The organism is Nakamurella sp. (assembly GCF_048594475.1).
Lineage (GTDB): Bacteria > Actinomycetota > Actinomycetes > Mycobacteriales > Nakamurellaceae > Nakamurella.
In genome coordinates, this window is sequence record NZ_JBMDXT010000557.1 from 1 (window position 1) to 9,533 (window position 9,533).

Here is a 9,533-nt window from a genome sequence, read left to right on the forward strand (position 1 = left end):
CGGCACCCGTGTGCTGGCCACGATCATGCGGGAGCGGTTCAGCCGCACCCCGGTGCCCGTGGTCCCCTCCGCCCCCGTCGTCGTCGACCTGCCCGATCGCAGCGTCGCGGCGGTCGACCGCGCGGAGGCGGTGTGACCGCCGCCCCCACGGTCGCGGTGGTCGTCTGTGCCTACACCGAACGGCGCTGGGACGATCTGCTCTCCGCGTACCGCTCGCTGCTGACCCAGACCCGCACGCCCGACGAGATCGTGGTCGTCATCGACCACAATCCGGATCTGCTCGCGCGTTTCGCCGCGGCCGAGCCGGCCGCGACCGTCATCGCCAACACCGGCGACAAGGGTCTGTCCGGCGCCCGGAACACCGGGGTCGCCGCGACCCGGGCCGATGTCGTGATGTTCCTGGACGACGACGCCGTGGCCTCGCCCGGCTGGCTGGCCGCGCTGATGGCGCCGCTGGACGAGCCGGCGGTGCTGGGTGTCGCCGGCTGGGCGGATCCCGACTGGGGCCCGCAGGGCGGTCCGGACTGGTTCCCGGCCCCGTTCCTGTGGGTCGTCGGCTGCAGTTACGAAGGCCTGCCGACCACCCCGCAGGACGTGCGCAACCCGCTCGGGTGCGCCATGGGCTTCCGGCGGACGGCGATGGACCTGGTGGGCGGCTTCTCCGGATCCGTCGGGCGGGTGGGCACCCATCCGGTCGGCTGCGAGGAGACCGAGTTCTCCATCCGGCTGCGGCAGCTGGAGCCGACCACGCGGATCGTCATGGTCCCCGAGGCGGTCGTCCGGCATCGCGTGTCCTCGGACCGGCACACGCCCCGCTACTTCTTCTCCCGCTGTTACTGGGAGGGCGTCTCCAAGGCCGTCGTCTCCAGCGCCGTCGGGTCGCAGGACGCGCTCGAGAGCGAGCGCGCCTACACCACGAAGGTGCTGCCGCGAGCGTTCGGTCGCGGCTTGGCCGATCTGTTCCGCGGCCGGCCGGCCGGGCTGCTGCGGTCCGCGGCGATCGTCGCCGGGCTGTTCTGCACCACCGCCGGGTTCCTGCGCGGCCGGGTGGCCAAGGTCAGCACCACGGCCCGCCCGCACCTGGAAGTCGTTCCGGCCGCGCCGGTGTCGGTGACCGAGCGACGGGAGACCGCGGCATGATCGAGCCCGCCACGACCCCCAGCGCCCGGCGCACCTGGTGCACCGAGTGGGACGTCGCGTCCGGGCGGGATCTCGTCGTCGGCCCCGAGGGTCGCGACGCGGCCGTCCGGGTGCTGGTGCGCCGGTACGGACGCACCATCGACTTCGTCGAGTTCGACTCGACCGACGGGACCGTCGGTGCGCCCGCGCTGCTGGCCGGCCTCAGCCCGGCCGGCCGGGACCGGCTGAGCCGGTACGAGCTGGCCGATCCGGACGGCACCGCGGCGGCCGGCGCGGGGTTCACCCCGACCGTGTCGCTGGTCGTGTGCACCCGCAACCGGGCCCACGAGCTCGCCGACTGCCTGCGGGCGCTGGCCGGCCTGGACTACCCGGCGCTGGAGATCGTCATCGTGGACAACGCGCCCTCGGACGAGAGCACGCTGCGCTGCTTCCGCGAGACCGTCGGCGACGACGTGCGGTTCCGCTACGTCCGCGAGCCGGTTCCGGGCCTGTCCCGGGCCCGCAACTGCGGTCTGGCCGCGGCCACCGGCGAGGTCATCGCCTACACCGACGACGACGTCCGGGTCGACCGTGACTGGGTCCGGGCGCTGGCGACCCCGTTCGAGCGGTCGGCCGTGGCCTGTGTCACCGGCCTGATCTGCACGGCCTTCCTCAACACGCCGGCCGAGCACTACTTCGACGCCAAGGTGTCGTGGTCGGCGAACTGCGAGCCGGCCGAGTACGACCTGGCCAGCCCGGTCGCCGATCCGCTCTACCCGTACACGTCCGGCCTGTTCGGGGCGGGAGCCTCGATGGCCTTCCGCACCCGGGTGCTGCGGGACCTGGGCGGCTTCGACGAGGCGCTGGGCGCGGGCACCCGCACCGCCGGGGGCGAGGACCTGGACATCTTCGTCCAGGTGCTGCTGGCCGGGCACACGCTGGTCTACGAGCCGTCCGCGGTCGCCTGGCATCGGCACCGGTCCGACGTCGAGGGGCTGCGCCGGCAGATGTTCGGCTACGGCGCGGGCCTCACGGCCTACCTGACCAAACACCTGCTGCACCGCCGCTCCCGGCGGACGCTGCTGACCCGCATCCCGCGCGGGCTCAAGCACATGACGGGGATCGCCCGCGGCGCCCAGCGCGCCGCGCCGCCCCAGGAACTTCCCGCCCGGGCCCTGCTGCTGCGCGAGATGGCCGGTATGGCCATGGGTCCGGCCCTGTATCTGGCGGCTCGCCGGCGGACCGCAAGCGGCCCGGCCGCAGCTGCCCCTGAGTCAGTCGAGGTGTTGTGATGCGCATTCTGGTCAACGCCGGGGAACTCGCCCCGGTCGGTGGAGTCGAGCAGAGCACGTTCCAGGTCTCCCGCGAGCTGCACGCCCGCGGGCACACGATCAGCGCGCTGTACCGGGAGACCGGCAGCTCGTACGACGACTGGCGCTCGATCACCGAGACCCTGGTCCAGGTACCGTCCTTCGCCTGCACCACCCAGTCGCCGCTGCGCGACCTGATGAAGCTGCCGCCGGCGCTGCGCGCGGCCGTCCCGACCCGTCCCGACGTGCTCTGGCTCAACCGGGCCGAGCAGTTCGTGTGGGGCGTCTCGGCCTCCCGGCTGTGCCGGGTGCCGCTGGTCGTCCAACTCCGCACCCACCTGCCGTTCCCCGGCGTCAAGGTGGCCTGGCGGGCGGCGTCCCAGTTCATCGCGGTGTCGCAGTTCATCAAGGACAAGTGGATCTCGGCGGGGGTCGACCCCGACCGGATCACGGTCATCAACAACGGCTTCGAGGCGGCGGAGTACCCCTACGCCGGCATGGACGAGCGCAGCCGGCGACGGGCCGAGCTCGGCCTGCCGCAGGACGGCAACGTTGTCCTGTATTTCGGCCGGATCTCCGAGGCCAAGGGCCTGCACACCCTGCTCGAGGCCTGGCGCCAGCTCGACCGCGGGCCGGACGACCGCCTGCTGATGGTGGGCGACCCGGGCGACGACGAGGAGCGCGCCTACGAGGCGCGGATCAAGGCGACCCAGCCCGACGGCGTGGTGTGGCTGCCCGCGCGGCGTGACGTGCTCAGCGTGCTGCACGCGGCCGACACCGTCGTGCTGCCGGCCCACTGGCAGGAGGCCTTCGGCCGGGTGACCATCGAGGCGATGGCCACCGGGCGGCCGGTGATCGGCACCCGCGTCGGTGGCGTTCCGGAGATCCTCAGCGGCGAGTTCGCCGACTTCCTGGTCCCGCCGGCCGACGACAAGGCCCTGGCCGCGACGATGGCCAAACTGGCCGACTGGCGCAGTCGCGACCCCGGTCTGGCGCAGCGGTGCACCGATCATGTGCACCGCAACTTCGACCTGAAGACCATCGTCGACCGCATCGAGGGCGTCCTGGGCACCTACGCCCGGCCGCGCCCGGCGGTGCGGCTCCCGCTGCGAGCCGCCGCATGACCGACTCGCTCACGGCTCCGGCCGACCACGCCACGCCCGCCCCGGCGGCGGGGCCGCTGACCGGCCCCGCCGCCGTGTCGGGGCCGACCCGGCCGGACCCGACCGATCTGGACGCCGGCTTCGTCCGGTACCTCTTCCAGGACTGGGCGGTCAACGCCCGCCGCCCGGACTCGCGCCTGGTGCTGCTGATCTTCCGGCTGTCCCAGTGGGCGGCCCGGCACTGGGGGCGCCCCGGCCGGCTGGTCGTGCTCGCCCTGCAGGTGCTCAATTCGCTGCTGTTCGGCGTCGAGCTGCCCGCGGTGTGCGTCATCGGCCCGCGGCTGCGGCTGTTCCACCCGCATTCGATCGTGCTCAATCCTGGCGTGCGCCTCGGGGCCGACGTCCAGTTGCGGCACAACACCACGCTGGGCAACATCGTCGACCGGGACGGCACCGAGCGGGGGAATCCGGTCATCGGTGACGGCGTCGACCTCGGCGCCACCTGCGCCGTGCTCGGTCCGATCGTCATCGGCCACGGTGCCCGGGTCGGCGCGCTGGCGATGGTCACCAAGGACGTGCCGGACTGGGGGATCGCCGTGGGGAATCCGGCCCGGGTCATCCGGGTCGACGAACCCCCGGCCTGAGGCGGCGCGCCATGCCCCAATCCGGCAGTGTGGCAGATCCCGTCACCAACGCCCCCGTCACCGCCCCCGTCACCGCCGCTGACCCCGGCGGCGCACCCGGCATCGTCGCGGGCCCGGTCGAGGCGGCCGGGTCGGCGGTGTCCGACCCGGCCGCCGCCGCCGTGACCGCCACACCGGCCGTCGGGCCGGCCCCCGGCCGCAAGGGCCGGCTCGAGCGCCGCGCGCTCGCCCTGATGACCGACACCGCCGCCAACGCCCTGCTCGGCATGGTGTTCTGGGTCGCCGCCGCGCGGCTCTACAGCGCCGACCAGGTCGGCCGTGCGTCCGCGATCATCACCGCGGCGACCCTGCTGTGCACGCTCTCGCAGCTGAACCTGGGCAACGTCTACGCCCGGTTCCTGGGCGGCGCCGGCCACCGGCAGCGCCGGATGGTCTTCACCGGGTACGCCGGCGTGGTCGGTCTGGCCGTGGTGCTGGGCGCCGGTTACGCCGTGCTCGGGCCCGGGTCGGTGCTGTTCGCCGACGCCTGGGAGGCCTGGCTGTTCCCGGTCGCGGTGGCCGTGCTGACCGTTTTCGTGCTGCAGGACATGATTCTGATCAGCCTCGACCGGGCTTTCTGGGTACCGGTGGAGAACATCACCTGGGGCGTGGCGAAACTGGGGATGCTGGTCGCCCTCGCGGCGTCGCAGCCGGTTCACGGAATTGTGCTGTCGTGGATCGTCCCCGCGCTGGTCGCGTTGCTCGGCGTCACCGCGTATCTCCTTTTCCGGAAATGGCCGAAGCACCCCCCGGTCGCCATTCCGGATCGGCGCGAACTCACCTCCGCGGTGGGCGGGGAATACGTGATCGGCCTGGTCTCGACGGCCGTCCCGCTGGCCCTGCCGCTGCTGGTCGTCCACGAGCTCGGGCTGGCCGCGAACGCCTACTTCTCGGTGCCGTGGCTGTTCGCGACCTCGCTGAGCCTGCTCATGTGGAACGTGGCGTCCATCCTGCTCGTCGAGGCGGCGAACCGGCCCGACCAGCTGTCCGCGCTGCTGCGGCGGGCCCTGCGGATGTCGTTGCTGGTCGGCGTGGTCGGCGGCCTGGGCATCTGGCTGGTCGGCCCCTGGCTGCTGTCGCTGCTGGGTCCCGAGTACGCCGAGAGTTCCGCCTGGCTCCTGCGTCTGACCGGTCTGGCGGCGCCGGCGGTGGCCATCGTCGTGGTCTGGACGACCGCCGCGCGCAGCCAGGGGTGGCTGCGCCGGGTGCTGGCGCTGCAGCTGTGCGTCGGCGTCGGCGTGCTGGGCCTGTCGGCCCTGCTGCTGGGCCCGCTGGGAGTCACCGGCATCGGCGCGGCGTTCCTGACCGTCCAGACGATCGCCGCCGCGGTCGTCGTCCGGTCGCTGCTGCGGATGGTGCGCCCGCCCCGGCGCACCGGCCGCCACCGCCATCCCGGGCGTTCCGGCCGGGCCCGGACGGCCCCCGCGGTGGAGACCGGCGCAGCGCCGCTTTCATAACCCGTTTCATTCCGGTTCACCCCATGTGCCGCCCCCGGTCGAGCCTGTTCGGCCGGGGTGAAGCCGCCGATTCTGTGACGAAGTCAATGGCTCCGGGCCGCGCCGGGGAGCGCAGAAATGCGCTATTGTTCCACCTGGCTACGTGGGCCGCGTCCACCCTCTTCGACTTCAATTCCGATCGAGGTCGCGCGGCTGTCCACCCGGGCCTTGCCCGGCTTCCGGGCCGTTGCCCGGTTTCGAGGAACGCATCGGCGTGTTCGTGGTGAAGCCGGCCAGGAAAGGTGACGAAATGAATGCTACGCGGCTTGTCCGCCGGGCGAGCGCCATGGTGCTGCTCGCTCTGACGCTCGTGGTTTTGGTCTTGGTCCTGTTCGGGGCCGGCGGCACCGTCGGCCTGGTCCTGGTGGTCGCGTTCGCGCTGACCGCGCCGGGCTGGGTCGTCGCGCGGTTCATGGACCCCGAGTCGCCGGCCATGGAATGGACGATCGCGGTCGCCGCGAGCGTGTCCATCGTGCTGCTGCTGGCCATGGTTCAGCTGGTGACCGGCCTGTGGTACCCGTCGGTGGCCGTCGGGGCGCTCGCCCTGGCCACCGCCGCCGGGTTGGCCGTGCACCTGGTCCGCATGACCCGGGAGCAGGTGGCGGCATGACCATCTCCGTCGCCCGCCGCGCCGACCACCCGCACCGCGCGCCCGGCCGGCGCCCCCTGGACTTCCTGCCGATCGGCCTGGCGGCCGTGGCCGTCCTGTCCTGGCTGCTCGGCCTGCACGCCATCGAACCGTCGAGCCTGGACGGCTGGGGACTGGTCGGCCAGCTCGGCCCGCTCGTCCTGCTGGCCTACCCGCTGCTGATCGCCGCCGGTGTGCTGGAGCTGATCCGCCCGGCCCGGCGGACCTGGGTGCTGGCCCTGATCACGCTGGCCGCCGTCGTCCTGGTCTACGGGCTGCAGCCCGCGGTGGAGAGTGCGGCCCGCCTGCCCGTGCCGTGGCTGCACGCCGGTTTCAGCGAGTACATCGCCCAGAACGGGGCCGTGCTCGAGGCCTACGACACCCGCTTCTCCTGGCCCGGCTTCTTCGCGGCCGCCGCGATGCTCGGAAGCGCGGTCGGGGTGGACAACCCGATGGCGCTGCTCAACTGGGCGCCCGTCGTGCTCGGCGGCATGGCCGTCCTGGCGATGCGGGCCCTGGCCGGCGCGGTCTTCCGCTCCGGCCCGGCGGTCTGGCTGGCCACCTGGATCTTCCTGCTGGCCAACTGGACCGAGCAGGAGTACTTCTCCCCGCAGGGCACCGTCATGGTGCTGTTCCTGGCCGCGCTGGCCGTGACCGTCCGGTACCTGGTCAAGCCCGGGATCCTGGAGGGTGGCCGGGTCAAGCTGTCCGCGCGACCGGCCCCCGACGGCACCCCGCGGACCCGGATCTGGGCCATCTTGCTGGTCGTCGGGTTCACCGCGGCGATCGCGCCGACCCACCAGCTCACGCCGTACGTGCTGGTCGCCATGCTGCTCGTGCTGCTGCTGTTCGGCCGGCTGCGGCCGGCCTGGCTGCCGGTCTTCGCCGGGGTGCCGGTCGTCGCCTGGTTCGTCTTCGGGGCGCGCGGCTTCTGGATCTCCCAGCTGCATCTGCTGACCGACTCGATCGGCCGGCTGGACAGCTCCATCCGCCAGGGCATCTCGCAGCGCCTCTCCGGGACGTCGCCGACGGACGGCACCGGCATCTCCGCCACCGGCGATCCGGCCGATCTGAGCACGGGCGCCGTGGACGCGGCCCACCAGGCGATCGTGACGCTCCGGATGGGCATCACCGGCGCCGTGCTGGTGCTCGCGGTGATCGGCTTTGTCGTGCTGCGCCGCCGCGGGACCCGCACCTGGACGCTGCCGGCGCTGGCCGCGGCGGCGTTCCTGCCCGCGCTGGTCCAGCCCTACGGCGGCGAGGTGTTCGTGCGCTGCTACCTGCTGGCGCTGCCCTGGCTGGCGATCGGCGCGGCGGTCGCGCTGGCCGCCCTGGTCCGCACGCCGGTCGTGGCCGGTGCCGGCGACGCCGGGGGAGCCGTCGAGGCCACCCCCCGCGCCGGTTCGCGGACGCTCGGGGCCGTGCTCGTCGGCGCCGTCCTGGTCGTGCTCGGCCTGTCGACGGTCGTCGCCCGGGGTGGCAACGACGCGTACGTCACCAACACCACGGCCGACGTCGCGTCGGTCGAGTGGATCTACGCCAACGCCCGGCCGCAGGACACCGTGGTGGCGCCGCTGTGGTACAGCCCGCTGCGCACCGAACGGGTCGGCGACCTGCGTCAGGTCGCGGCCGCGCAGCTGGCCGGCAACGGCAACGTCTGCGACACCCCGTCGGCGATGGTCGAGTGCATCGTCACGGCCAAGGTCGACTTCGTCGTGGTCAACGGCCAGCAGGACGAGGGTGGTGTGCTGCTCAACGGCTTCAAGCCCGGGTGGACCGGCCGGCTGGTGCAGACGCTCGTCGACCAGCACGGCTACACCGTCGGCTTCAGCCAGGACGGCGCCATCGTTCTGCAGCGCGGGAGCGCCTGATGGCACGCGCGGGCCGGCTCTCCGCCGTGCGGCGTGAGCTGCGCACGGATATGCGCCTGATGACGATCGACTTCGTGGTCAACGCCGTCCTGGGCAGCGACCTGGTGCCGCGTCCGGTCCGGTACGCCGGTTACCGGGCCCTGGGCATGCCGACCAGCACGCCGAACGTGCTGCCGGGCCTGCGCATCTCCGGGTCCCGGCGCCGGCTCTCGCTCGGCGCGGGAACCTTCCTCAACCGGGACTGCTTCATCGAGGCCGTGGCCCCGGTGACGGTGGGTGCGGGATGCCAGTTCGGTCCGCAGGTGATGGTGCTGACCTCGCACCACGAGCGGCTGGCCGACGGGCGGATCGAGCGCAAGGCCACCCCCCGCCCCGTGCGGATCGGTGACCGGGCCTGGATCGGGGCCCGGGCCGTCATCCTGCCCGGGGTGACGATCGGCGACGACGTCGTCATCGCCGCGGGTGCCGTGGTGACCAAGGACTGCCTGGCCCCGGGCACCTACGCGGGTGTCCCCGCCCGGCCGGTCGGCGGTGTCGATCGGGGTGTCGACCGGGGTGTCGACCGGGGTGTCGCTCGGGGTGTCGACCGCGATCGGCGCGCCGGGGACGGCCGGACGCCGGCCGCCGGCACCCTCACCCTGATCACCCAGAAAGAATCCACCAAGAAAGAGCAGGCCGGCTGATGAACACTGTGGTGCTGTGGGTTGACCTGGTCGTGCTCGCCGCGTTCGCGGCGCTGGCCGTGCAGCGTGTCGTCATCGGCGAGCGGGAGGCCGGCAGCGACGGTACGGGCCCGACGACCCGGTCCGACGCCCTGCGGGTACTCGATCTGCGGTTGGCCATCTGCCTGGGCGCGTTGATCGTCGGCGCGGCCACCTACCTGTTCCTCGGCCTGGCCTAGGTCCGGCCTGGGACGCTCGGTCCGGCCGGCCATGCGGCCGGGGCCGGATCCGCTCGCCGCGGCGGGCCCCCGACCGGCCGGAGCCATCAGGATCGGGCCGGTCGTGGCCGTTGCGGCCCCGATCGCCCGCGGCGCCGGGTGCCGGCCCGCGACCGGGCAGCGCTCCGGTCCCGCGACCGCTCCATCAGTTGCCGACCGTGCGAGGCCACCATCGAGCACGGGAAAGACGTCCTGGAGGCAACGCGGCGCCGGAGCAGCCGGATTGCTCAGGAGACCCGAGGCGCGGATCGGCCCGTGGCTCGGCCCCGCAGCGGCCGGCGTGATGGCCGCGGCCGGCCCGGCCTGGAACCGGCGCCGCCCGGTGCGGCCGGGAACCGCGGGCGCCCGGGATCACGGGTGGGCGTCGGCCGCGGCCCGTCGGG

General features: G+C 73.4%; 9 protein-coding genes. All 9 read left to right on the forward strand.

The genetic code is table 11. From position 1 onward, the window contains the following. Nucleotides 1-132: 132 nt before the first annotated feature. Nucleotides 133-1,140, forward strand: coding sequence for a glycosyltransferase family 2 protein (locus ACOJUF_RS24970; protein WP_420124506.1), 1,008 nt, complete (start codon nucleotides 133-135; stop codon nucleotides 1,138-1,140). Then, the gene (locus ACOJUF_RS24975) at nucleotides 1,137-2,411 is read left to right on the forward strand and encodes a glycosyltransferase family 2 protein (protein ID WP_420124507.1); all 1,275 of its coding nucleotides are present in this window, start codon (nucleotides 1,137-1,139) and stop codon (nucleotides 2,409-2,411) included. The genes ACOJUF_RS24970 and ACOJUF_RS24975 overlap by 4 nt, the downstream gene beginning before the upstream one ends. Beyond that, complete coding sequence (locus ACOJUF_RS24980; RefSeq protein WP_420124508.1) at nucleotides 2,411-3,553, forward strand: glycosyltransferase family 4 protein; 1,143 nt, start codon at nucleotides 2,411-2,413, stop codon at nucleotides 3,551-3,553. The genes ACOJUF_RS24975 and ACOJUF_RS24980 overlap by 1 nt, the downstream gene beginning before the upstream one ends. Then, a complete protein-coding gene (locus ACOJUF_RS24985; protein ID WP_420124509.1) occupies nucleotides 3,550-4,176 on the forward strand; it encodes a serine acetyltransferase in 627 nt (208 codons plus the stop codon). Before ACOJUF_RS24980 ends, ACOJUF_RS24985 begins: the two co-directional genes overlap by 4 nt. Nucleotides 4,177-4,205: 29 nt before the next feature. Continuing rightward, nucleotides 4,206-5,672, forward strand: a complete 1,467-nt coding sequence (locus ACOJUF_RS24990; RefSeq protein WP_420124510.1) for a lipopolysaccharide biosynthesis protein — start codon at nucleotides 4,206-4,208, stop codon at nucleotides 5,670-5,672. A gap of 289 nt (nucleotides 5,673-5,961) precedes the next feature. Beyond that, a complete protein-coding gene (locus tag ACOJUF_RS24995) occupies nucleotides 5,962-6,321 on the forward strand; it encodes a hypothetical protein (RefSeq protein ID WP_420124511.1) in 360 nt (119 codons plus the stop codon). Next, nucleotides 6,318-8,210, forward strand: a complete 1,893-nt coding sequence (locus ACOJUF_RS25000; RefSeq protein ID WP_420124512.1) for a hypothetical protein — start codon at nucleotides 6,318-6,320, stop codon at nucleotides 8,208-8,210. The genes ACOJUF_RS24995 and ACOJUF_RS25000 overlap by 4 nt, the downstream gene beginning before the upstream one ends. Further along, nucleotides 8,210-8,893 (forward strand): DapH/DapD/GlmU-related protein, encoded by a 684-nt coding sequence (locus ACOJUF_RS25005; RefSeq protein WP_420124513.1) that lies wholly within the window; start codon nucleotides 8,210-8,212, stop codon nucleotides 8,891-8,893. The genes ACOJUF_RS25000 and ACOJUF_RS25005 overlap by 1 nt, the downstream gene beginning before the upstream one ends. Beyond that, nucleotides 8,893-9,111: a hypothetical protein gene (locus tag ACOJUF_RS25010; protein ID WP_420124514.1), complete on the forward strand. Its 219-nt coding sequence runs from the start codon at nucleotides 8,893-8,895 to the stop codon at nucleotides 9,109-9,111. Before ACOJUF_RS25005 ends, ACOJUF_RS25010 begins: the two co-directional genes overlap by 1 nt. Nucleotides 9,112-9,533 lie beyond the last annotated feature (422 nt).

Excerpts from the sequence above, each read along its gene's own strand:
- ACOJUF_RS25005 (WP_420124513.1), top strand. The coding sequence starts at position 8,210 with ATGGCACGCGCGGGCCGGCTCTCCGCCGTGCGGCGTGAGCTGCGCACG.
- ACOJUF_RS24975 (WP_420124507.1), top strand. The coding sequence starts at position 1,137 with ATGATCGAGCCCGCCACGACCCCCAGCGCCCGGCGCACCTGGTGCACC.
- ACOJUF_RS24995 (WP_420124511.1), top strand. The coding sequence starts at position 5,962 with ATGAATGCTACGCGGCTTGTCCGCCGGGCGAGCGCCATGGTGCTGCTC.
- ACOJUF_RS24980 (WP_420124508.1), top strand. The coding sequence starts at position 2,411 with ATGCGCATTCTGGTCAACGCCGGGGAACTCGCCCCGGTCGGTGGAGTC.
- ACOJUF_RS24985 (WP_420124509.1), top strand. The coding sequence starts at position 3,550 with ATGACCGACTCGCTCACGGCTCCGGCCGACCACGCCACGCCCGCCCCG.
- ACOJUF_RS25010 (WP_420124514.1), top strand. The coding sequence starts at position 8,893 with ATGAACACTGTGGTGCTGTGGGTTGACCTGGTCGTGCTCGCCGCGTTC.
- ACOJUF_RS25000 (WP_420124512.1), top strand. The coding sequence starts at position 6,318 with ATGACCATCTCCGTCGCCCGCCGCGCCGACCACCCGCACCGCGCGCCC.